The sequence below is a fragment of the Granulibacter bethesdensis genome (genome assembly GCF_001889525.1).
GTDB lineage: Bacteria > Pseudomonadota > Alphaproteobacteria > Acetobacterales > Acetobacteraceae > Granulibacter > Granulibacter bethesdensis_C.
Window position 1 is genome coordinate 1311671 of sequence record NZ_CP018192.1, and the last position, 22601, is coordinate 1334271.

Annotated in this window: 23 protein-coding genes and 1 tRNA gene; 20 read left to right on the forward strand and 4 right to left on the reverse strand. The window is 56.5% G+C overall.

The features are described 5' to 3' along the window. The first annotated feature begins 9 nt into the window (after positions 1-9). The 12 genes from GbCGDNIH6_RS06020 to GbCGDNIH6_RS06075 all read left to right on the forward strand — a co-directional run bounded on the left by GbCGDNIH6_RS06020 (position 10) and on the right by GbCGDNIH6_RS06075 (position 10733). Positions 10-84 (forward strand) — tRNA-Thr (locus GbCGDNIH6_RS06020). A 45-nt stretch (positions 85-129) separates the two neighbouring features. Next, the gene (gene eno / locus GbCGDNIH6_RS06025; protein WP_072563209.1) at positions 130-1407 is read left to right on the forward strand and encodes a phosphopyruvate hydratase; all 1278 of its coding nucleotides are present in this window, start codon (positions 130-132) and stop codon (positions 1405-1407) included. 150 nt (positions 1408-1557) lie between these two features. Then, positions 1558-1878 carry an FtsB family cell division protein gene (locus tag GbCGDNIH6_RS06030; RefSeq protein ID WP_157692337.1) on the forward strand — a complete coding sequence of 107 codons (321 nt, stop codon included), beginning with the start codon at positions 1558-1560 and terminating at the stop codon, positions 1876-1878. Positions 1879-2087: 209 nt separating this feature from the next. Further along, positions 2088-3137 carry a pyruvate dehydrogenase (acetyl-transferring) E1 component subunit alpha gene (gene pdhA, locus GbCGDNIH6_RS06035; RefSeq protein WP_072564399.1) on the forward strand — a complete coding sequence of 350 codons (1050 nt, stop codon included), beginning with the start codon at positions 2088-2090 and terminating at the stop codon, positions 3135-3137. Positions 3138-3139: 2 nt separating this feature from the next. Further along, positions 3140-4507 (forward strand): pyruvate dehydrogenase complex E1 component subunit beta, encoded by a 1368-nt coding sequence (locus tag GbCGDNIH6_RS06040; RefSeq protein WP_072563210.1) that lies wholly within the window; start codon positions 3140-3142, stop codon positions 4505-4507. Positions 4508-4510: 3 nt separating this feature from the next. After that, positions 4511-5761, forward strand: coding sequence for a pyruvate dehydrogenase complex dihydrolipoamide acetyltransferase (locus GbCGDNIH6_RS06045; protein WP_072563211.1), 1251 nt, complete (start codon positions 4511-4513; stop codon positions 5759-5761). Then, a complete protein-coding gene (locus tag GbCGDNIH6_RS06050; protein ID WP_198355820.1) occupies positions 5758-6261 on the forward strand; it encodes a GNAT family N-acetyltransferase in 504 nt (167 codons plus the stop codon). The genes GbCGDNIH6_RS06045 and GbCGDNIH6_RS06050 overlap by 4 nt, the downstream gene beginning before the upstream one ends. Before the next feature lie 3 nt (positions 6262-6264). Further along, the gene (lpdA, locus tag GbCGDNIH6_RS06055; protein WP_072563212.1) at positions 6265-7662 is read left to right on the forward strand and encodes a dihydrolipoyl dehydrogenase; all 1398 of its coding nucleotides are present in this window, start codon (positions 6265-6267) and stop codon (positions 7660-7662) included. A 72-nt stretch (positions 7663-7734) separates the two neighbouring features. Further along, on the forward strand, positions 7735-8715 hold the full coding sequence (gene lipA, locus GbCGDNIH6_RS06060; protein WP_072563213.1) for a lipoyl synthase: 981 nt from the start codon (positions 7735-7737) through the stop codon (positions 8713-8715). Continuing rightward, positions 8715-9203 (forward strand): type II toxin-antitoxin system RatA family toxin, encoded by a 489-nt coding sequence (locus GbCGDNIH6_RS06065; RefSeq protein ID WP_072563214.1) that lies wholly within the window; start codon positions 8715-8717, stop codon positions 9201-9203. The genes lipA and GbCGDNIH6_RS06065 overlap by 1 nt, the downstream gene beginning before the upstream one ends. 127 nt (positions 9204-9330) lie before the next feature. After that, positions 9331-9774, forward strand: a complete 444-nt coding sequence (locus GbCGDNIH6_RS06070; RefSeq protein WP_072563215.1) for a hypothetical protein — start codon at positions 9331-9333, stop codon at positions 9772-9774. 80 nt (positions 9775-9854) lie between these two features. Continuing rightward, entirely contained in the window at positions 9855-10733 is an 879-nt protein-coding gene (locus GbCGDNIH6_RS06075; RefSeq protein ID WP_072563216.1) for a dimethylarginine dimethylaminohydrolase family protein, read from the forward strand. A gap of 3 nt (positions 10734-10736) precedes the next feature. Here the strand turns inward: GbCGDNIH6_RS06075 and GbCGDNIH6_RS06080 are convergent, their stop codons facing one another. Genes GbCGDNIH6_RS06080 through GbCGDNIH6_RS06090 form a run of 3 tightly spaced genes read right to left on the reverse strand, consistent with a single transcriptional unit; the run spans position 10737 to position 13846 of the window. Continuing rightward, positions 10737-11228 carry a CinA family protein gene (locus GbCGDNIH6_RS06080; RefSeq protein WP_072563217.1) on the reverse strand — a complete coding sequence of 164 codons (492 nt, stop codon included), beginning with the start codon at positions 11226-11228 and terminating at the stop codon, positions 10737-10739. A 30-nt stretch (positions 11229-11258) separates the two neighbouring features. Then, entirely contained in the window at positions 11259-11717 is a 459-nt protein-coding gene (locus GbCGDNIH6_RS06085; RefSeq protein WP_072563218.1) for a phosphatidylglycerophosphatase A family protein, read from the reverse strand. 8 nt (positions 11718-11725) lie between these two features. Beyond that, positions 11726-13846, reverse strand: a complete 2121-nt coding sequence (locus tag GbCGDNIH6_RS06090) for a lytic transglycosylase domain-containing protein (protein ID WP_157692338.1) — start codon at positions 13844-13846, stop codon at positions 11726-11728. Positions 13847-13953: 107 nt separating this feature from the next. On the opposite strand from GbCGDNIH6_RS06090, the gene dapA reads away from it, so the two are divergent. The 5 genes from dapA (at position 13954) to GbCGDNIH6_RS06115 (ending at position 17664) form a co-directional block, all read left to right on the forward strand. Continuing rightward, positions 13954-14844 carry a 4-hydroxy-tetrahydrodipicolinate synthase gene (gene dapA / locus GbCGDNIH6_RS06095; protein ID WP_072563220.1) on the forward strand — a complete coding sequence of 297 codons (891 nt, stop codon included), beginning with the start codon at positions 13954-13956 and terminating at the stop codon, positions 14842-14844. Between the two features lie 8 nt (positions 14845-14852). Beyond that, a complete protein-coding gene (smpB, locus tag GbCGDNIH6_RS06100; protein WP_025286616.1) occupies positions 14853-15341 on the forward strand; it encodes an SsrA-binding protein SmpB in 489 nt (162 codons plus the stop codon). Positions 15342-15504: 163 nt separating this feature from the next. Further along, positions 15505-16326 carry an FkbM family methyltransferase gene (locus GbCGDNIH6_RS06105; RefSeq protein WP_072563221.1) on the forward strand — a complete coding sequence of 274 codons (822 nt, stop codon included), beginning with the start codon at positions 15505-15507 and terminating at the stop codon, positions 16324-16326. A gap of 23 nt (positions 16327-16349) precedes the next feature. Further along, positions 16350-17165: an FkbM family methyltransferase gene (locus GbCGDNIH6_RS06110; RefSeq protein ID WP_095413391.1), complete on the forward strand. Its 816-nt coding sequence runs from the start codon at positions 16350-16352 to the stop codon at positions 17163-17165. Positions 17166-17187: 22 nt separating this feature from the next. Then, the gene (locus tag GbCGDNIH6_RS06115; RefSeq protein WP_072563222.1) at positions 17188-17664 is read left to right on the forward strand and encodes a DUF2721 domain-containing protein; all 477 of its coding nucleotides are present in this window, start codon (positions 17188-17190) and stop codon (positions 17662-17664) included. A gap of 16 nt (positions 17665-17680) precedes the next feature. Here the strand turns inward: GbCGDNIH6_RS06115 and nhaA are convergent, their stop codons facing one another. Continuing rightward, on the reverse strand, positions 17681-18787 hold the full coding sequence (gene nhaA, locus GbCGDNIH6_RS06120) for a Na+/H+ antiporter NhaA (protein WP_475690068.1): 1107 nt from the start codon (positions 18785-18787) through the stop codon (positions 17681-17683). 294 nt (positions 18788-19081) lie between these two features. Between nhaA and GbCGDNIH6_RS06125 the strand changes: the two genes are divergently transcribed. Genes GbCGDNIH6_RS06125 through GbCGDNIH6_RS06135 form a run of 3 tightly spaced genes read left to right on the forward strand, consistent with a single transcriptional unit; the run spans position 19082 to position 22543 of the window. Beyond that, positions 19082-19825 carry an ABC transporter ATP-binding protein gene (locus tag GbCGDNIH6_RS06125; protein ID WP_072563224.1) on the forward strand — a complete coding sequence of 248 codons (744 nt, stop codon included), beginning with the start codon at positions 19082-19084 and terminating at the stop codon, positions 19823-19825. After that, positions 19822-20553 carry an ABC transporter permease subunit gene (locus GbCGDNIH6_RS06130; RefSeq protein WP_011631909.1) on the forward strand — a complete coding sequence of 244 codons (732 nt, stop codon included), beginning with the start codon at positions 19822-19824 and terminating at the stop codon, positions 20551-20553. Before GbCGDNIH6_RS06125 ends, GbCGDNIH6_RS06130 begins: the two co-directional genes overlap by 4 nt. A 1-nt stretch (position 20554) precedes the next feature. Next, positions 20555-22543, forward strand: coding sequence for a Gldg family protein (locus GbCGDNIH6_RS06135; protein ID WP_081369989.1), 1989 nt, complete (start codon positions 20555-20557; stop codon positions 22541-22543). The last annotated feature ends 58 nt before the right edge of the window (positions 22544-22601 follow it).

Here is a 22601-nt window from a genome sequence, read left to right on the forward strand (position 1 = left end):
CGTGCTGGCGCTGTTGTAGCTCAGGGGTAGAGCACTCCCTTGGTAAGGGAGAGGTCCAGGGTTCAAATCCCTGCAACAGCACCATTCGCCCGGCTTTAAACGCCGAGAGACAAAGCACGGGATACCGCAATGGCCGCAATCGCAGATATCATCGCCCGCGAAATTCTCGACAGCCGGGGTAATCCCACGGTTGAGGTCGATGTCACCCTTGAAAGCGGCGCTCAGGGCCGTGCCGCTGTACCGTCCGGTGCTTCCACCGGTGCGCATGAAGCTGTCGAACTTCGTGACGGGGATAAAAGCCGCTATGGCGGCAAGGGCGTGCTGCATGCCGTCAGCTTTGTGGAAGGCGAGATCTTTGAGGCCATTGGTGGCATGGATGCCTCCGAGCAGCTTCGCATCGATGAAACCCTGATTGCCGTTGACGGCACACCTAACAAATCCCGTCTGGGCGCTAATGCGATGCTGGCTGTTTCTCTGGCCACCGCCAAGGCTGCTGCGAATCATCAGGGCGTTCCGCTGTATCGCTATCTTGGCGGTGTGTATGCGCGTACCCTGCCGGTGCCGATGATGAACATCGTGAATGGTGGCAAGCATGCTGATAACCCCATCGACATTCAGGAATTCATGATCCAGCCGATTGCCGCACCGACGATTGCGGATGCAGTGCGGGTAGGGGCCGAAATCTTCGCCGCCCTTAAAAAAGAGCTGAGCGCAGCCGGGCACAACACCAATGTCGGGGATGAAGGCGGCTTTGCACCCGGTCTGAAATCGGCGGAAGAAGCTCTTTCCTTCATCACTAAGGCCTGTGAAAAGGCTGGCTATCGTCCGGGCGAGGACGTCACCTTTGCGCTGGACTGCGCTGCGACCGAGTTCTTCAAGGACGGGGTCTATGATCTGGAAGGCGAAGGCAAAAAATTCGATGCGGCCGGAATGGTCCGCTATCTGGAAGATCTGGCCGCGAAGTTCCCGATCATCTCTATTGAGGATGGTTTGGCCGAAGATGACTGGGAAGGCTGGAAACTGCTGACCGATACGCTTGGCCGCAAGGTCCAGCTGGTGGGCGATGATCTGTTCGTCACCAACCCGGATCGTCTGCGTCATGGCATCGCATTGGGAACTGCCAACGCGATTCTGGTGAAGGTCAACCAGATCGGTACCCTCTCTGAGACGCTGGAAGCCGTGGAAACCGCGCATCGCGCCGGTTATGCAGCGGTCATGAGCCATCGTTCAGGTGAAACCGAGGATTCAACCATTGCCGACCTCGCTGTTGCCACCAATTGCGGTCAGATCAAGACCGGCAGCCTGTCCCGTAGTGATCGCACCGCGAAATATAATCAGCTGATCCGTATTGAGCAGGATCTTGACACATCTGGCCGTTATGCGGGTCGCACTATCTTGCGGGGCTGAAACAAATTGGGATAAAGCCGCCGCGTTTTTGCAACATGGTTTGGTTTTCTGTTTAGAAAACGATTTAACGGGCAGTCAGAGGATGGGCTGCCCGTTATCTTTATGTCAGCCTTGCATTTGATCCGGGCAGGGGAGCAGGCAATGGCATTCATGCGGACAGTCAGACGGAAGCTGAAAAGCGCGGTGGCCCCCACCGTGTTTCTGGCACTGCTCGGATATTTCAGTTGGAACGTCACCCGTGGCAATCTGGGTTTGCAATCCTACCATGAGCATCAGGCTGATATGATGCAGGCCGCAAAAGATCTTGCGGCTGCCAAAGCCGATCTTGCCTCTTGGGAGCGGCGGATCAAGGGCCTCGGTTCATCTCGTCTCGATACCGATTCATTGGATGAAAGGTCCCGGGCGATGCTCAATCTGGCTGATCCCACCGATATCGTAGTGATGTATCCCAAGGGTGATAAACTGTTCTGACCTGTTTCTTCCCAAAGCTTGACGAAAGCTTGATGCGTCAGCACCGCCTTTTGCGGCACCTTCTGAACTGTAAAATGCATTGTTGCGCAATCTCGGGTCTTTCTTCTCTAAACAACTGACTTATAAGCCTTTTGGGGGCTTTCCTCGCTTGTCGCGCAATTTTCTTGCGGCTACGTCTTGGAGACGGAGTGCCGGAGGAAATGACCGAGATGGCGCGTATGACGCAGGCCACAAAAGGCAACAGGACACCCGATAACAGGGGTCAAAAAATATCTGATCAGCGACCGCTCGATCAGAAAGCACTACTGACTGCTTTTCAGGATATGATGCTGATCCGCCGCTTCGAGGAAAAGGCGGGACAATTATACGGCATGGGGCTGATCGGTGGTTTTTGCCACCTGTATATCGGTCAGGAAGCCGTCGTTGTGGGTATTCAGGCCGCACTGGAGGACGGTGATCAGGTCGTCACATCCTACCGCGATCATGGGCATATGCTCGCAACGGGCATGGACCCGAAAGGTGTGATGGCTGAGCTGACTGGGCGCTGGGACGGTTATTCCCGGGGAAAAGGTGGCTCCATGCACATGTTCAGCCGGGAGAAGAATTTCTACGGCGGCCATGGCATTGTCGGTGCACAGGTGCCGATTGCGGCCGGTATCGCCTATGCTAATCAGTATCGCGGCAATGGCAACGTCAGTGTCGTTTATTACGGCGATGGCGCTTCCAGCCAAGGGCAGGTGTATGAGACTTATAATCTCGCCGCCTTGCTGAAGCTGCCGGTTTTGTTCGTGATCGAGAACAACAAATACGGCATGGGTACCAGCGTTGATCGCGCCACAGCGTCTCATGATCTGTCGCAAAACGGCACACCCTGGAACATTCCGGGCCGTCAGGTGGACGGGATGGACGTACAGGCCGTCTATGAGGCTGCCCAGGAGGCCGTCGCGCATTGCCGCTCTGGCAAGGGGCCGTATCTGCTGGAAATGCAGACCTACCGCTATCGCGGTCATTCCATGTCTGATCCCGGCAAATACCGGACGCGTGAGGAAATCCAGAAAATGCGGGCTGAGCGTGACTGCATTGATCATGCCCGTCAGGAACTGATCGCCCTCGGCACGGATGAGACTATTTTGAAAGAAATCGAGGACGCGATCAAGAAGCGCGTGGCCGAGGCAGCTACTTTCGCTCAGGAAAGCCCGGAGCCGGATGAATCGGAACTGTGGACCGATATTCTGGCCGAAGATGGGGTGGAAGCATAAAGATGGCGACGCAGATTTTAATGCCGGCGCTCAGCCCGACCATGACGGAGGGGCGGCTGGCACGTTGGTTGGTCAAGACCGGGGATACGATCAGTGCCGGTGACGTTGTGGCTGAAATCGAAACAGACAAGGCCACGATGGAAGTCGAGGCCGTGGATGAAGGGCGCATCAGCCGTCTGCTTGTCGAGGAAGGCGCAGAAGGTGTTGCGGTGAATACCCCAATTGCCGAGCTGGTGGAGGAAGGCGAAAGTGCGGCTCCGGCCACGTCATCGGCGCCCCCTGCGCCTCAGCAGGACAAGGAAGCTCAGAAGGAGCCGTTAAAAGCTCCTCCCACTGCTCCAGCCACCGTCATATCCGCTGCCGAAGAAAAAGATTGGGGTCCGACGAAGCCGATCACGGTTCGCGAAGCCCTACGGGATGCGATGGCAGCGGAGATGAGGTCTGATGATCGCGTTTTCCTGCTGGGTGAGGAAGTCGCGCAATATCAGGGTGCGTACAAGGTCAGTCAGGGATTATTGGACGAATTCGGTGAAAAGCGTGTGATGGACACGCCGATTACCGAACATGGATTTGCGGGTTTTGCCGTGGGAGCGGCCATGGCCGGGTTGCGGCCGATCTGCGAGTTCATGACCTTCAACTTCGCCATGCAGGCCATTGACCAGATCATCAATTCCGCTGCGAAGACACGGTATATGTCGGGCGGTCAGATGAGTTGTCCCATCGTGTTCCGGGGACCGAACGGCGCGGCCAGCCGGGTCGCGGCCCAGCATAGCCAGTGTTATGCAAGCTGGTACGCCCATGTGCCCGGTTTGAAAGTGGTGGCGCCATGGTCCTCGGCGGATGCCAAGGGGCTGTTGCGCGCTGCCATTCGTGATCCCAACCCGGTGATCGTGCTGGAGAATGAAATTCTCTACGGCCAGAGTTTTGATTGCCCGGTGGATGAGGATTTCGTCCTGCCCATTGGCCGTGCGAAAATAGAGCGTGTCGGGACGGATGTGACAATCGTCGCCTTCAGCATTGCAGTCGGGACGGCGCTGAAAGCAGCGGAGCAGCTGGCGGAGCAAGGCATCTCGGCGGAAGTGATTAATCTGCGCAGCTTGCGACCGCTGGATACCGATACCATCGTGCGCAGTGTGAAGAAGACCAGCCGCCTGGTCACGGTGGAAGAAGGCTGGCCGTTTGCCGGTATTGGCGCGGAAATCGCCATGCAGATCATGGAGTATTGTTTCGACTGGCTGGATGCTCCGCCGATCCGGGTGCACGGGCTGGATGTGCCGCTACCCTATGCCGCCAATCTGGAAAAGCTGGCCTTGCCGCAGCCTGAATGGGTTGTGGATGCGGTCAATCGCTCCATGCAGGGGGCACGCTGAGCCATGGCAACCACTATTTTGATGCCCGCGCTCAGCCCGACCATGACGGAAGGTACTCTGGCGCGCTGGCTCAAGAAAGAAGGCGATACCATCACCGCTGGCGACGTGATCGCCGAAATCGAGACCGACAAGGCCACCATGGAGGTCGAAGCCGTCGATGAGGGCGTGCTCGGTCGTATTCTGGTGCCGGACGGAACCGGGGGTGTGGCCGTCAACGCCGCTATCGCCATTCTGGTCGAGGAAGGGGAGGCTGTACCCGATCAGGGGGATATTCCGGCTCCCGCCAAGGCTTCTGCCAGTCCTGCCACTGAAAGCTCCGTTCCTGCGAAACCGGAACCGAAGGCCATTGCCTCTTCAGGGCCGGACAGAACAGAAAACCGTATCTTTGCGTCTCCGCTCGCACGGCGTATCGCAAAGGAGGCCGGAATTGATCTGACATCACTGACCGGCAGTGGGCCCTCCGGCCGTATTCTCCGAGCGGATGTCGAAAAAGCGAAGGGAAATGGTGGAAAACCGGCTTCGGCATCTACTGCTGCTCCGGCGGCAACGGGTGCAGCTCATAAGCTGGTGCCTCATTCCGGCATGCGCCGCACCATTGCCCGTCGTCTGACCGAGGCCAAGCAGACCATCCCGCACTTCTATGTGACGATGGATGTCGCACTGGATGCGCTGCTGAAGCTGCGTGCCGATTTGAATGCCCGCTCTCCGGCGGAAGGACAGGAGGGGGCGTTCAAGCTTTCCGTGAATGATCTGATCATCAAGGCGGCGGGACTGGCCCTTCGCCGCGTGCCGGGCGTCAATGCTGCGTGGAGCGAGGACGGAATCCTGCTGTTCGAGGATGTGGATATCAGCGTTGCCGTGTCCATTCCCGACGGGCTTATAACCCCGATTATCCGTCAGGCCGACCGCAAGGGCGTCGTCGCCATCAGCACGGAAATGAAGGAACTGGCGGCGAGAGCGCGCAAGGGCGGGTTGCAACCTTCGGACTATCAGGGGGGTGGCTTCTCCATTTCGAATCTCGGCATGTATGGCGTGCGCGACTTTGCGGCAATCATTAATCCTCCGCAGGCCGCCATTCTGGCGGTGGGGGCCGGTGAGCAGCGCCCGGTGGTTAGGGATGGAGCCCTGGCCGTTGCCACAGTAATGAGTTGCACCCTGTCGGTGGATCATCGCGTGGTGGATGGCGCGCTTGGGGCGCAATGGCTGGGTGCGTTCCGGCAGATCGTTGAAGACCCATTGAGTCTGCTGCTGTGAGTCGGGTGATCCTGACAAAAGAACGTTTCCTGATTCGCGAGGCAAACCGGGGAGACGTTCAGCATCTCGTGCGCTTCATCCGTGATCTGGCGGCGTTCGAGCAGCTATCCCATGAAGCGGTTGCGACCGAAGAGGATTTCGAACAGGCATTTTTTGGCGCGTTTCCCCGCGTGTTCGCGCTGCTTGCCTGTGTGGAGGGAAAGCCGGTCGGCGTTGCTGTCTGGTATTATACGTTCAGCACCTTCACCGGACGGCATGGGATTTATCTGGAGGATCTGTATGTCGATCCGCCGTTCCGCCGGCGTGGCATCGCACAAGGATTTTTCACGTCTCTGGCCCGGATTGCGGTGCAGGAAGGGTTACGACGGTTCGAATGGGCCGTGCTGGACTGGAATGAGGATGCCATCACCTTCTATCGCCGCATGGGTGCTGTCGGCATGGAGGAATGGACAGTCCAGCGCGTGACGGGGGAGGCGCTTGAGCGTCTCGCGGAGGATTAGGATATGGCGGACACGGTATTCGATCTGATTGTCGTCGGTGGTGGTCCGGGCGGCTATGTCGCGGCCATCCGTGCGGCCCAGTTAGGGATGAAAACCGCGCTGGTGGAGCGGGCGCATCTGGGGGGTATCTGCCTCAACTGGGGCTGTATTCCCACGAAGGCATTGCTACGGGCGGCAGAAATCAACCATCTGCTGCATCATCTGTCCGAGTTCGGTTTTGCGGCCGACAATATCCGTTACGATCTTGATGTGGTGGTGAAACGCTCCCGTGCCGTGGCCGGACAGCTTTCAGCGGGGGTCAAGCACCTGCTGAAAAAGAACAAGGTTACGGTGTTCGACGGGCATGCAAAACTGTCCGGGCGGCATCGGCTGGATGTGTCGAAAGACGGGCAGCCTGTCGCCACGCTGGAAGCGCCGCATATCGTGCTGGCGACCGGCGCACGGGCAAGGCAATTGCCGGGGCTGGAGGCGGATGGTGCGCTGATCTGGAGCTATCGTGAGGCGATGGTGCCGAAAGCCCTGCCGAAGCGCCTCCTGGTGGTAGGGTCGGGCGCAATCGGCATCGAATTCGCCAGTTTCTACCGTTCACTCGGCTCCGAGGTCACGGTGCTGGAAGCGGTCGATCGCATCCTGCCGGCTGAGGATGAAGAAATAGCCGCCTTCGCCCGCAAATCCTTCGAGGCGCAGGGCATGACCATCCATACCGGCGTGAAAATCGGGAAGGTGGAAAAGGGCCGGGATGAGGTCACAATCTCCTTCGAGGCAGCCGGCAAAAAACACTCTCTTACCGTGGATCGGATCATTGCCGCGGTCGGGATTGTCGGCAATGTCGAAAATCTGGGGCTGGAAGGCACGGCCATCACCATCGAAAAAACCCATATCGTCACAGACGGGCTTGGCCGCACCGGAGAAGACGGCGTGTATGCCATCGGCGATCTGACCGGCCCCCCATGGCTGGCGCACAAGGCCAGTCATGAGGCCGTGTTGTGTGTCGAGGCGATTGCAGGGCTGGATGTGCATCCGCTCGATATCACCAATATTCCCGGCTGCACCTATTGTCGCCCTCAAATTGCCTCGGTCGGCCTGACGGAGGCAAAGGCGCGGGAACGCGGTTATGAAGTCAGGGTGGGACGCTTCCCCTTTATCGGCAATGGCAAGGCGATTGCGATGGGGAAGGCAGAGGGGCTGACCAAAACCATTTTCGACGCCAAAACAGGGGAATTGCTCGGCGCGCATATGGTCGGGCCGGAGGTGACGGAAATGATTCAGGGCTTTACCATCGCCCGCACTCTGGAAACCACAGAAGCCGAGCTGATGCACACGGTGTTCCCGCATCCTACTGTCAGCGAGACCATGCATGAGGCCGTGCTGGATGCGTATGGTCGTGCCCTTCATTTCTGATCACGCTGCCAAGCGGGTTGACGGGACAGCACGCGCGTCCCATCTCCCGTTTTGCGTTTACGGAGCCGTGCCATGGTCACGCGCGTTCTGATTGATCACCGGCAGGGTGGCCGGCATGAGGCTGGCGTCCGGCACCCGGAGAAACAGCACCGCCCGGATAATCCGTCGCAGCCGAAACCATCATGGATCAGGGTCAAGGCTCCGAACCATCCTGTCTATCACCAGACACAGGCGCTGATGAGGGAAAACCGTCTCACCACGGTGTGTGAGGAAGCAGCCTGCCCCAATATCGGTGAATGCTGGAGCCAGCGTCACGCCACCATGATGATCATGGGCGATACCTGCACGCGGGCATGCAGCTTCTGCAACATCAAAACCGGCCTGCCAGAGGCTCTGGATAGCGATGAGCCATTACGGGTAGCAGATGCAGTGGCGAGGCTGGGGCTGCGCCATGTGGTGATTACCTCCGTGGATCGGGACGATCTGAGTGATGGCGGTGCTGCGCATATCGCGGCGGTGATAAAGGCTGTCAGACTGGCGGCGCCAGAGACCACGATTGAGGTGTTGACCCCGGATTTCCTGCGCAAACCGGGTGCTGCCGAGAGCGTGGTGGAGGCTCGTCCGGACGTTTTTAACCATAATCTGGAAACCGTTCCCCGGCTTTACCCCACCATCCGGCCTGGGGCGCGGTATTTTCAGTCTTTGCGCCTGCTGGATCAGGTCAAGCGACTGGATCCGTCTATTTTTACCAAATCGGGATTGATGGTCGGGTTGGGGGAAGATCGGGCTGAAATCGCGCAGGTCATGGATGATCTGCGCATTGCAGAGGTCGATTTCATCACGCTGGGACAGTATTTGCAGCCGACCCCCAAGCATGCGGCCGTGGATAGGTTCGTGACACCGGATGAATTTTCGGATTATGCCTCCATGGCTCGATCGAAAGGCTTCCTGATGGTTTCATCCTCGCCGTTGACCCGTAGCTCCTATCACGCCGATGCCGATTTTGAGGCTCTGCGCGCGGCCCGAATGGAACAGCAGCAGCGGATTGCCTGATGCCCAAACACGCCGAACGCAAATCCGTCCCCTATCAGGCTGCACAGATGTTCGATCTGGTGGCGGATGTCGGGCGTTATCCCGAATTTCTGCCATGGTGCGTCGGGGCGCGGGTCAGAAGCCGGACTGAAACCCTGATGATTGCCGATCTGACGATTGGTTTCGGTCCGTTCCGCGAAACCTTCACCAGCCGCGTCGGGTTGCATCGACCGGAGCGGATCGATGTGCGGTATGAAAACGGCCCGTTCCGCTATCTGAACAATCGCTGGACATTCATCCCGCATGCCAATGGCTGCACCATTGATTTTTTTGTGGATTTTGAATTCCGCAACCGGCTGCTTCAGGCAGCTATCGGCACCGTTTTTACGGAAACGGTGCGGCGTATGGTCAATGCTTTCCTGAAACGGGCGGAAAATCTGTACGACGTGACGCCTGATCAGGGCAGGGTAGCCACAGAAACTGGAAGCACCGCGCCTGTCAGTGGCTGATGCGCCCTGGGGACTGATCTTTTCTCAATCGTGCCATAAAGCCGCCTCGCTATCGACATGATGTGGAAATAAATCAATTCTTGGTTGATGAGGTCGATCTGGCCGAACCGAACAAGGATTGAAAACCATGCGATTTGTATCGCTGCTACCTTCATCTCTGGCGCTGAGCCTTTTACTGGCTGGTCTGACGGTTTCCCAACCGTCCGTTGCGGCTGATCAGACCGGAAATGCACCTGCTGCCACTTCTGCACCGGTTGCTTCTGCTCCTTCCTCGGCAGCCGCGGAAAAGCCGAAAGATCACCGCCATCGTACGCTGGCACAGCGTTTCGAGGATGCCAACACCACCCATGATGGCAAGTTGACACCCGAACAAGCGCAAAAAGGCATGCCATTTGTCGCTCGGGATTTTGCGAAGATCGACAAAACCGCCAAAGGCTATGTGACGCTTGACGACATTCATGCCTATCAAAAGGAACGCCGTGCCGAGCGTAAGGCGAAGAAAGCTGCTGAAGCCGCTGCCAAGGCTGCTCCAACCGCAACAACTACCCCTTCTGCTCCCGCAGCACACTGAATTGTAATCGCATGACGATAACGGCCTGACCGTGGCAAGGTGTTATGATCGCTGGCCAGCTTTGAAAACAAGGAGCGATTATGATTCAGCAACTTAACGGTCAGGCCGCCGAGACTCCCCTGATTCTGTTGACGGATCCTGCGCATTACACAGTCTCCTACGCTATCAATCCCTGGATGGACCCGGATAGCTGGGCGGCAGACGCGGAGACCAATGCCGCTGCTGCAAAAAAATCCGCTGACAGACTGGTGGAACATTTACGGGCCTGCGGTGCCAGTCTTGAGATCATTCCCGGTGCGCCCGGCCTGCCTGACATGGTTTTTCCCGCCAATGCCGGAACGGTGCTGGATGGACGCATGCTGCTGGCCCGCTTTCTCCATCCACAGCGTCAGGGTGAAGAGCCATATTTTCTGGCCGCATTCGAAAGCCTGAAAGAACGTGGTATTTTGCAGGATATCGCTTTTCTTCCTGAAGGTGCCGTGCAGGAAGGGGCCGGGGATGCAATCTGGGATCGGCGCCGCGGATTTTTCTGGACCGGTTTTGGCCAGCGCAGCAACCGGGAAGGGGTGCAGGCCGTCGCCCGCTATTTCGCGCAGGATGTTGTCACACTGGAGCTGGCAACCCCGCAATTCTATCATCTGGACACATGTTTCTGTCCGCTGAGCGGCGGAGATGTATTGTATTATCCTCCCGCCTTTACCCCTGCTTCCCTGTCAGCGATCGAGGCACATGTCGCGCCTGAGCATCGCCTGGTGGCTGATAAGGAAGATGCCAACCGTTTTTGTGTGAACGCGGTTAATATCGGCCAGACTGTTGTCATGGCACAGGCGGCGGAGCGGCTGCGGGCAAGACTGTCGGAGCGTGGCTATGTGGTCCGGGAGACAGATCTAACACCTTACATCATGTCTGGTGGTGGGGCTTACTGCATGACATTGCGGCTGGACCGTTCAAGCCGTTAGGTCTTAATCTCTGGCAGCTTCCCGCAGCATATGCAGGGCATGCACGACCGTGGCAGCCCTGACCTCGGTGCGGTTGCCGGAGAAAACCCGCGATTCCGTGATTGAGCCATGCAGCCGGCGGGACAAGCCAAACCAGACCAGCCCGACCGGCTTACCTTCACTTTCTCCGGTAGGGCCAGCAATCCCTGTGACAGACAACGCAAACTCGGCATGGGAGGCATTCAGTGCCCCTTGGGCCATCGCCAGAGCCACTTCTTCACTTACGGCGCCCACTTCCTCGATCAGGGAGAGCGACACGCCGAGCATCTCGCTTTTCGACGCGTTGGAGTAGGTTACAAAGCCACGATCAAACATTGCGCTGGCACCGGATATGGCGGTCAGGGTCGCGGCGATCAGGCCGCCTGTGCAGCTCTCCGCCGTGGCCACAACTTTACCACGCCGGGCGAAATCCTCGACCAACGCGATCGCCTCTCGGATGATAGAATCCTCGATCATGGCATTTTACTCCCTTGATAATAAAAAATATTATCCAAGCAGATGAGGTGAAGCCAGCCGTATGCAAACAAGGATCAACGCCCCTGCAATTCCGGCCAGAATATCATCGCCCATCACGCCCATCGCATCTTTCTTCCGATCCGCCCAGCCGATTGGACCAAGCTTCGTAATGTCCAGAACCCTGAAAATCAGAAACGCCAGAGCAAGGGCTGCGGTTGTGGGATGAAGGGGTAGGGCCAGCATTGTAATCCACATCCCGGCAAATTCGTCGATGACGACCCAGCCGGGATCATTGAGTGCTCCGCAGGCCCGCACGGCCCACCAGCCCCCCAGACAGGCTGCCAGAGCGGCAAAGCCCAGCAACAGTGGGGATACCCACCAGAGGAAGGCTCCAGCAATCAGCGCGAAGGCCGTACCAACGGTTCCAGCCCCCTGCATGATGATCAGCCCGGAACCGAAGCCGCTGGCAATGAAACGGGGAATATTCATGGAACCCTTCACCGTGCCAAGGCGGGAGCAGACAGCAAGGGCGGCTCCATCAATGGATCATTGCGTTTCGCACGATAAACCATCGTATTTTCAATCACTCTTTCGACATAGTTGCGAGTTTCGTTGAACGGAATTAACTCGATCCAGTCGATTGGGTTCTGGATGCTGGCGTAATCCGTCTGCCATGCATCAACCCGATGAGGACCGGCATTATATCCGGCGATCGCCAGTGGCGCGGCCTGCCCAAAGCGTTTCAGCAGCCCTTGCAGATAGGTACTGCCCAGCCGGACATTCAGTGCTGGATCACTGAAAAGCTGCCCGGATGAGACGGGAATGCCCAGTGTTCGGGCGACCTGACTGGCGGTCGCAGGCATCAACTGCATCAAGCCCCGTGCTCCGGCAGGGCTTTCTGCTTGTGGATCGAAGCTGCTTTCCTGACGAATGATCCCCAGTGTCAGCGGCACCGGGGTTACACTCTGTTCGATGGGTGCATCCAGCGGCCAGCCGGTAACTGGAAGCATGGCCCCATCACGGCCCATCCGGCGGGCCACAAAGACCGCGACATCCGGCAAACCTGCCTGTATCGCCAGATGCGCCGTCAGTGTGTGGACGGTTCCGGCAGGCAGTTGATGACCAGCCTCGGCCTCGTCTGCCTGCAACAGGAAAACGCGTGCCCGGCGGCCTTCTTCCCATGAAATCAGCAGCAGAGCGGCTCTGACTAACTCCTGTCCGGAATAGGATTCCAGCTGCGCACTGCTCCAGCCCGGATCAGGCAGGGAGCGGATACGCCGCCCCAGGCTGGTTGGCGATTCTCCAGCCTGCAAGGCTCCAAGCTGTCCATAGAACGTGACAGGCCATGCTGCCGCCTGCAGCCACTCAGCCTTCGCCGTTGCCTCATCACCACGGGCCTGTGCGGCCTGCCCAAGCCAGTAATGCGCCCGTGACAAGGTCAACACGGCGTTGCCTGCCGAGAGCAACGAACGAAAACGATTTTCCGCAGCAGCAGGATCATGCAGGAAACGGAGCGCGATAAAACCGGCCAGAAAATTGCTTTCTGCCTTTTGTACAGGGGTTGAGGCACTGCCCCCCGTGATGACCTCGAAAGCCAGCCTGGCATTGTCTTCGCCGCCATCTTTCAGCAAGGCCCGGGCGAGGTTTGCGCGCTCCTGCCGGAAGACAGCGTTATGAGCGGCGAACTCCGCCTGTTCCGCGGTATCACCATTCTGTTTCCAGAATGACGCCGCATCCTGATTATGATCGGTCAGGCGCAGATAGCGTGCTCTGGCCAGCACCATCACGGGTGAGGATTTCGCCTCTCCCGGCAGGGCGTTGAACAACGATAGAGCGGCCGGTTCCTTACGCCACAGCGCAGCGAGGGCCGTGGCATTGGCACGATCAGAGGCGGGCAAATATGGAATCTGGCGGAAAGCCGCCTCCATATTGGTCAGCAGAAGGGCTTGATAGCGGGCTTTCTGGGTGTTTGCCGTTAAGGCCTGACTCCATTTTTGCCGGATTAAAGTCTCCTGCGTCTGATTGCCTTTGCCCTCGGCCCACAGTGTTCTGATCTGGTCCAGAGCGGTGCTGGTTGCTCCGGTTGCGCTCCATGCCTCGGCACAGCGAATCTGCGCATCGACCAGAGCAGGATGCAGCGAGTCGCAGAGAGCAGCCGCTTTGGCATTATCCTGTTCTTCCACAATGGCCTGATCGCGGCGGCGCGCCAGAGTCGATTGCATCGGCCAACCCGGATTGGCTGCCATGAAGGCGGCAATATCCGGGGCTGACATCGCTCCGGGCGCCAATGCTCGGTAAAATGTGACCAGCTTGACCGCGACCGGATCAGGGAGTGCCGATGCCTCAGCCATGGCCTGATCCCATTGATCGGCGCGTATCAGGGCACCGATCGTGCTTGTTGATGCTGATAATGAGGATTTTTTTGCAACAATATCAGTGGATTGTGGAGTAATACTGCCATCATATGGCCGTGTGGAGCATCCCGCCTGGGCAATGGCTGCCAGAAGAGTTGCCCAAAGGGTTACCCCCTGGCGGATACGCAACAGGGAAGGGATCATCGCGTTCACAATCATGCGTCTGGAAGGAAGGGTGGAAAGCATTGCAAGGGAGTGTAGCAAGCGGCGATCTTGCGGCGCATCCCCCTCGCGCTTAGCTTCCGCGTTTTCGCAACATACCGCGTTACCCGGGCCGGCAGGCCTGGCCGGTTCGTCTCAGGGAGCTTTCCATGTTCAAGGGGTCGCTTGTCGCGCTGATCACGCCCATGCGCGAGGACGGATCGGTGGATGAGGAAGCGCTGGCCCGCTTCGTCGACTGGCAGATCACCGAAGGGACGCACGGTCTGGTTCCGGTGGGAACGACCGGCGAATCAGCGACCCTGACGCATAATGAACATAAGCGCGTCGTCGAAATCACGGTAGAAGTCGCCAAAGGCCGCGTCCCTGTGATGGCTGGAGCCGGATCGAACAGCACGACGGAAGCCATTGATCTGGTTCGCCATGCGAAACAGGCGGGCGCCGATGCTGCTCTGGTGGTCACGCCCTATTACAACAAGCCGACTCAGGAAGGCCTGTACTTACATTACATGGCTATTGCCGATGCCGTCGAACTGCCGATCTACATCTACAATATCCCTGGTCGCAGCGTGGTCGAGATGTCGATCGAAACCATGGCCCGTCTGGCCCGTCATCCGAACATTGTTGGCGTCAAGGATGCGACAGCCAACCTGGTGAAGCCGCTTCAGACACGTCGCCTGTGCGGTGATGATTTCATCCAGCTCTCTGGTGAGGACCCGACAGCCGTGGCTTATCTGGCTGCCGGTGGCGCGGGGTGTATCAGTGTGACGGGCAACATCGCTCCGAAACTGTGCAGCCAGATGCAGACGGCATGGGCCGAGGGCCGTATCAAGGATGCTCAGGCCCTTCAGCAGCGTCTGTATCCGCTGCATGAAGCCATGTTTGTGGAAAGCAATCCCGTGCCCGTCAAATATGGAGCCTCTCTACTCGGCCTGACAGCGGCTCGCTGCCGTTTGCCAATGGCGCCGATCAGCCCGGCTGCTGCTGAACGGGTTCGCGAGGCAATGACTGAAGTCGGTCTGCTGCCCCAATCGGTCGGATAATCAATCATATGGCGGAGAAAAAAAGCGGCAAATCCGGGCTGATCAGCCATGGCGTCGCTGCCCAAAACCGTAAGGCGCGTTTCGACTACACCATCAAGGAAACGGTCGAGGCAGGGCTTGTGCTCAAAGGACCAGAGGTCAAATCCCTCCGGCATGGCCGCGCGACGTTAAGCGAAGCCTGGGCGGGAGAACGGGACGGCGAGATGTTCCTGTTCAACGCCTATATCCCGGAATATCAGGGTGGTGTGCTGTCCCGGTTCGAGCCGCGTTCTCCGCGCAAGCTGCTGCTCAAGCGCAAGCAGATCAACCATCTGCTCGGGGCTGTTCAGAAACAGGGACAGACAGTCGTGCCGCTCCAGATCCATTTCAACGAGCGCGGCATGGCCAAGGTGCTGCTGGGCGTTGCTGAAGGACGTAACAAGGCCGACAAACGTGCCGCCATTGCCTCCCGGGACTGGCAGCGGGACAAGGCCCGGCTGATGCGGGAAAAAGGCTGATCTTTCATGGTTCAGGGATAAAGCAGGTAGAGGTCTGTATGTTGTCTGCTTATTAAGTTTCCATAATATATCTTATGCGACTTACAGTTGCCTGGTTATACCTTTGAAAATTATTACAATCACTCACAATTAAACGATTAACTTCAACCAAAAGGCTTAGCTTATGTCACGTCCTATACGCCGCCCTATCGCATTCATACTGACATCGACCGACCACGGAACCATGATTCTTAATCGAAATGACCATCATATCATTAGTCCCGAAACTATTTACGGTGTCGGTCACGATATATTGCGAGATTCGAGCTTTAATAGCTATGAAGTGGAATTGCTGTTAAATCTTCTGACATTGCGCAGACATTATTTTGGAGATGGGGTTTTTGCCATTGATGGTGGTGCGAATATAGGTGTGCACACTGTGGAATGGGCTAGACACATGACTGGTTGGGGCCGAGTCCTGAGCTTTGAAGCTCAGGAAGTTGTCTATTATGCTCTGGCTGGCAATATCGTCATCAATAACTGCCTGAATGCCCGTGCAAAGCTGGCAGCTATTGGTGAAAACGTGGGTGAATTAACTATTCCCCAACCTGATTATTTTTCCGCTGGTAGTTTCGGTAGTTTTGAAATCAAACAACGGCCAGATGGGGAATTTATCGGCCAGCCTATTTCTTATGCACCCTCGGATGGGGTAAAAATACCCATGCTAAGCATTGATTCTCTTGAGCTTGATCGTGTCGACTTTATCAAACTTGATATCGAGGGGATGGAGATTGAAGCTCTGCGGGGAGCCCAAAAAACCATTGAAAAATCTCGTCCAATTCTGTTCCTTGAAATGGCGAAATCCGATCCTGTTGAAATTTACAAATTTCTTAATAGTAACAATTATAATTATTTTGAAGACAAGATAAATCTTTTTGCTCTTCATAAAGATGATCCCGTCTGGCCTCACATAAGCCATAATGCTAATAAAATGCCTGAGCATTAAGCAATTCCGAAGGATATTTTGTATTGGCTCCTTTCCGTCCGGTGGCATTTATCCTCGCGTCAACAGATCACGGGATGATGATCATTAATCGAAACGATCATCATACTGATGATACCGGGAAAACTTTTGGCGTAGGATACGAACTGCTGCAATTTTCAAGTTTTACTTCGCAGGAAGTCAATTCTCTCCTGCAGATGTTTACTTTACGGCGACAGCAGTTCGGCGATGGTGTGGTCGCAATTGATGGGGGAGCCAATATTGGCGTGCATACCATCGAATGGGCCAGACATATGACTGGGTGGGGGCATGTCTTAAGCTTTGAGGCTCAGGAAGTTGTTTATTATGCTTTGGCAGGCAATATTGTTATCAATAATTGCTTGAATGTTCATGCTAAACTTGCTGCACTTGGTGATGAGGTGGGTGAATTAATAATTCCTCGACCTGATTATTTTAAGCCTTCGACTTTCGGAAGCCTGGAAATCAAGCCTCAACAATTGCATGAATATATTGGGCAACCGATTTCATATGACACATCCACAGGAGTGGCTGTGCCTCTGGTAAGTATTGATTCTCTGAATCTTCAGCGTGTCGACTTTATCAAGCTGGATATCGAAGGAATGGAAGTGGAAGCTCTGAAAGGCGCAAAGAAGACCATTCAGGCTCATCGTCCAATCCTTTTCGTTGAAATTATTAAATCAGATGTTGAACAAATTGTCAGTTTTTTTAATCAAATCGATTATCTATGCTTAAAGGATCAGATGAATATTTTTGCCATCCATAAGGATGACCCGATATGGCCCCATGTTGCCTATAACGGCAATTCTGCTACGAACAGTTGAAGCTATAAGCATCCAAAATCACATGCCGATCCCTTTTCTTCCCAGTGAGGCAGTCGATAGCACTGCCCATATGGTCCAGATCGCGCTGACACCTATTTTTCTGCTGAATGGTGTCGGCACGCTTCTGAATGTTTTTAATACACGTCTGGCCCGTGTCTCAGACCATAATCAACGCTTGTCGGAGATGAGGCGTGATCCATCCTGTACGATTGATAAGGCAATTCTCGAAATACATCACCATCGCCTTCGCTGGCGGCTGCGCGCACTGGATGCGTCGATTGCCCTGACAGCATGTGCCGGGGCGGCTACCTGCGGCACTGCCTTTATCCTTTTTCTGGGCAGCCTGCATGACAGTGCCATTGCATCATGGCTGGAACTATCTTTCGGAGCAGCGCTGATCTGTGTGATTCTGGCATTGATGTCGTTTTTTGCCGATACGATGCTGGCATGGCACGGTTTACGACGCGAAGGGCCACTGCCTGATACGGCTTCCAAATAGGCAACCTGTCCTGCTTTTATCTGTCTGCAACAGCAGGCCCGCGCAGCAGTATGTAGCCACATAACCCGGCCAGCATGGAACCTGACAGGATGCCGAGCTTGATCTGGTTCACGGCCGTAGTGCCGGGAAACGCCAGAATGGCGATGAACAGACTCATGGTAAAGCCGATGCCGCAGAGAAAAGCGATCCCGATTTTGTGCCGCCATGTGACATAGGGAGGAAAACCGGCGCTTCCGAATAATTTGAGAATACTGACAGCCCCCAGCACGCCGAACGGTTTCCCCAGTAGCAGGGCTACGCCTACCCCTAATGTCAGCGGCGATAACATCTGTCCGATTGTTGCGCCATGGAGACTGATCCCTGCATTGGCAAAACCGAACAGAGGTAAAACCACAAACCGAACAGGCCATGACAGCATATGTTCCAGACGCATGAGCGGAGATGTCTCGTCATGTCCGGCCGGGATCAGCAGTGCCAGTCCCACACCTGCAACTGTGGGATGAATGCCGCTTTTCAGGGTTAGCCACCAGAGCGGGATCCCTGCCAGCAGATAGGGAAACAGCGTTCTGACCCCTTGCCGGTTTAGCATCAGCAGCAGCCCAAGAATGGCCACGACCCCTGCCCCCGGCAGCACGGATAGAGTCCCCGTATAGAACAGGGCGATCACGAGCACGGCCCCCAGATCATCGACAATCGCCAAGGCTGTCAGAAATACTTTCAGAATGGCTGGAACGCGCGATCCCGCCAGTGCCAGCACACCAAGAGCAAAAGCAATATCGGTGGCTGTCGGAATGGCCCATCCGCGCAGGGCCTCTCCAGAATGATTGAAAGCAACGTAGATGGTCGCTGGAACCACCATGCCGCCAAGAGCTGCAACGCCCGGCAGGAGACGTTGTGACCAATGTGAAAGATGCCCATAAAGAATTTCCCGCTTTATCTCCAGCCCGGCAAGCAGGAAAAACAGCGCCATCAGCGCATCATTGATCCAGCCCCGCACAGTAAGCGGACCGGTTTCGATATTCAGCCAATGTTCATAGGAAGTCTGCCAGGTACTATTGGCGCACAGCATGCCGATGGCTGAGGCTGCCATCAGTATGACACCGGCAGCCGCTTCGTGGGTCAAAAGGACTGATGAAGGAAGAAGGCGAGCATGATGACGATTTTGCACGCCTTTCCATTAGCATGGAGCTTGTCTTCTCAGGAAGCGGCTCTGTTGTCCAAACTGCAATATACTGCATAAAACACTATTTTTATTGCTATAAGTGCATATATAAATTCATAAAAAGCATAATTATTTTACCCAATATCTCGAATGGTGTCTGCCCGGCATAAACAGCCCTCCCCCCTCTTGCGTCCATGCGGAGTTTCCCCAATCAAATTCCGCTCAGGGAGAAAAACGCCGGGGAGATAATCGGCATTGGACGCGTTCATAGAAATCGAGCGGCTGACGAAGCGGTTCGGAACCTTCACAGCCGTCGATGACGTCTCGTTTACGGTCAAAAAAGGCGAGGTTCTAGGTTTTCTGGGACCCAACGGGGCCGGAAAATCCACGACCATGAAGATGGTATCGGGGTTCATGACCCCGGATGTCGGTACCGCCAGAATTGGTGGTCACGATGTTCGTCATGATACGATCGCTGCACAGAAACTGCTGGGCTTTCTGCCGGAAGGCGCGCCCAGCTATCCGGAAATGACAGTGCAGGCTTTTCTGCGCTTCATTGCCACGATACGCGGGCTAAGCGGTGCGGAGGCGCGTAACCGCATTGCCGAAGCCATGGAGCGCACGCAGCTTCAGGGGGTGCGGCTGCAACCTGTTGAAACTTTGTCGAAAGGGTTTCGTCGGCGTGTCGGTCTGGCGCAGACCTTGCTGAATGATCCTCCTGCCCTTGTGCTCGATGAGCCGACGGATGGGCTGGATCCCAATCAGAAGCATGAAATTCGTTCTTTGATCGCGGAAATGGCGCCTCGCAAGGCCATCATCATCAGCACTCATATTCTGGAAGAAGTCGAGGCAATCTGCACCAGGGCAATTGTCATCGCCCGTGGACGCATCATCGCGGATGAAACGCCTGCGGCTCTGGCGGAACGCCATCCATCACGCAAACTCGACGATGTCTTCCGGACCCTGACCCAAACTCCGGACAGGGAGCACATGATATGAGAACCATCCTGACCATCGCCCGGCGGGAATTGGCCGGTTACTTCGCCACACCGGTTGCTGTGGTGTTCATCGTCATTTTCCTGCTGTTGCAAGGCATTTTAACCTTCAATCTGGGTGATTTCTTCAACCGCAATCAGGCTGATCTGGTCGTTTTCTTCCAGTTCATCCCGTGGGTGTTTCTGCTGCTGGTTCCGGCGATTACCATGCGTCTCTGGGCGGAAGAAAGGCGTCTTGGCACTATCGAGCTGCTGCTGACCCTGCCGATTCGGCAGTCAGAAGCCGTCATCGGCAAATTTCTGGCCGCCTGGGCGTTTTGCGGGATCGCGCTGGCGCTGACTTTTCCCTTCGTCATCACCGTGAATTATCTGGGGGAGCCGGATAATGGCGTGATTGCCTCCGGCTATCTGGGCGCTATGCTGGTGGCGGGGGCATTCCTGTCAATTGGGGCTGCCGTCTCAGCCGTGACCAAAAATCAGGTCATTGCTTTCGTGCTGGGGGTTGCGGTGTGCCTGCTGTTTGCGCTCGCTTCCTATTCCGCCGTTAATGATTTTCTCAGCCAGACGGTACCCTCCATTGTGCCGCTGATCCGCCGTTTCAGTGTCGTGGACAGGTTTCTGGATTTCTCACGCGGTGTCATCTCCGTGCGCGATCTGGTGTTTTTTGCCTCGTTCATCGGATTTTTCCTGTTCCTGAATACGGTCATCCTCGAGCACAAAAAGGCGGCATGAGATGAGCGATCTGAAGACAGCCGCCGGGATGCCGGGCGGCACCCAAAGTCATGCCCCTCAGGATAGCCCCCCTCAGGGTAGACAGCGTATCTGGCCCTCCGTGCTGGGGGTGGTATCGGTTGCCGGTCTGTTGGTCGGGGCCAACATGCTGGTCGATGCCCGACTTCCGCAGGCGCAGTGGGATGTGACCAGCAACCGCATTTATACCCTGTCGGACAGCACTATTTCTGTACTTTCCCATCTGCAATCACCGATTACGCTGAAGTTTTTCTATTCTCCTCCTCTGGGCGCACGGGTGCCGAAATACGGCTCTTACGCTGATCGCGTGCGGGAGATGCTGGAGCAATACAAGCGGCTCTCACACGGAATGCTCTCCATCGAGTTCTATAATCCGGAGCCATTCAGCGAAACCGAGGATCGCGCCATCGGCAATGGCTTGCAGGGCGTGCCGCTCGATCAGAGTGGAGAGCAGGTCTATTTCGGTCTGGTCGGTTTGAACCGGCTGGATGGTCGCAAGATCATCCCGTTCTTCCAGCCGGACCGGGAGCGGTTTCTGGAATATGACCTGACTCGTCTGATCTATGATCTGACCGACCCGCAAAAGCCTGTCGTCGGACTTCTGACCGATTTGCCGATCATGGGCAGCGGTCAGTCTCTGGTCTCGACCCGGCGCATGGGACCGATGAAGCCATGGGCCATCGTCAATACGCTGAAAGAAGTCGCTGATCTGCGGCCTGTCCCCATTTCGGCCCAGTGGATTGATCCTGGGATCCAGACGCTGATCGTGGTGCATCCACAGCATCTGTCCGAAGCGATGCAGTATGCAATCGATCAGTTCATCATGCGCGGCGGCAAATTGCTGCTGGCGGTTGATCCCGACAGTGAGACTCAGGCTTTGCTGCCGCCTGACCCTGCCCAGAAACGCCAGCAGGATGGGCCGTCGGGCTATGCGAGCAACCTGCCCAAACTGCTCTCCAGTTGGGGCGTGTTGTATAACCCGGATACAGTGGTGCTGGACCCGAACGGCGCATGGCGCGTCCGTACGGAGGATATGAAAACAGGCTCCACCAATTATCTCGCCTGGTTCAATGACCGTGACGGGCTGAACCGCAATGACCCGATTACCGCGGATCTGACGCAGGTAACGGTGGCTGCGGCCGGAGCGCTTCGCAAAGCACCGGACGCAAAAATCAGCTTCGAACCGCTGCTCTCTTCCAGCCCGGAAAGCGGATCGATCCCGTCCATTCGTACCTCTCATGATCCTGACCCGCAGCGTATTGCAGCGGAGTTCCATCCCGCGGGCGGTCCGCGCGTGCTGGCGGCCCGGATCCGGGGCCATCTGAAATCCGCTTTTTCCGGTAAACCTGATTCCGTGGCATCCCTGAAGGACCTGCCTGACTATGTGCCGGAAACGAAAGGGGATGCCGATATCGTCATCCTGTCCGATAGCGACATCTTCGCCGATCGTTTCTGGGTGCATGGCTCGGATTTCTTCGGCAAGGAAACGCTTCAGCCCTTTAGCGATAACGGGATTTTCCTGTCCCGTATTGTCAGCGCCCTGACCGGGAACAAGGCGCTGGGCGGCATCGGAGGCAGCAGCATTACCGTGCGGCCTTTCACGGTGGTGGAAACCATGAACCGCAACGCTCAGGGGCGGTTCCGGCAGGCTTCACTGGCCCTGCAAACCCGCTTGCAGGCGGCTCAGGACAAGCTGATAGCCCTGCGTCAGGGCCAGTCCGGCGATGGTGCTGCGATGGATGACGACGCCATCTCCGCGGCACAGGAAAAGGAAATCCAGTCGGCCCAGCAGGAAATTCAGGAGAGCAGAAAGAAGCTGCGTCTGGTTGAGCATGATCTGAGCAAGGATATCAGCACGCTTGAGACACGCCTGCGTCTTCTGGATATCGGTGCTGTGCCGCTGATGCTGATTGTCATTGCGCTGGGGATTGCCACCATCCGCCGCATCAGGCGTCAGAGGGCTCGGAGATGAGGACAGACTCTTCCATGTCCCTGCCCTGCCTTCTCCTGAAACGACCGTTTATTCGGAG